This window comes from Pseudomonas sp. CHM02 (genome assembly GCF_000612585.1).
Lineage (GTDB): Bacteria > Pseudomonadota > Gammaproteobacteria > Pseudomonadales > Pseudomonadaceae > Aquipseudomonas.
This window is the reverse complement of record NZ_JFCA01000125.1, coordinates 1-286: the sequence shown is the minus strand read 5'-3', so window position 1 is coordinate 286 and position 286 is coordinate 1. Positions and strand designations below refer to the sequence as shown.

At 64.7% G+C, this 286-nt stretch carries 1 pseudogene; it reads right to left on the bottom strand.

Annotated features, from left to right (window positions below):
* Positions 1-286 (bottom strand): annotated as a pseudogene (locus BM70_RS33450) (rhs family protein); the annotation flags it as partial.

The window sequence follows — 286 nt, the reverse complement described above, 5'->3', positions numbered from 1 at the left end:
CTTGGGTGTGGTCGGCGCGGGTGAGGCGGTTGAGGGGCGTAGTGGTAGCGGTGGTCGCCTTTGCGGGTGTCGAGCAGGCGGGTGAGGTTGCCGGATGGGTCGTAGTCGTAGTGGCGGCGGTACACCGGGCCTTCGGCGTCGTTGATGCTCTGGTTGAACAGGCGTCCCTGGTGGTCGTGTTGGTAAGTGCTGAGCAGTTGGCCTTGTTGGCGTTGCTGTTCGCGGCCGGCGGTGAAGAGGTGTGAGGTGAGTACTGCGCCGTTCAGTTCGACGGTGGCGAGGTGAC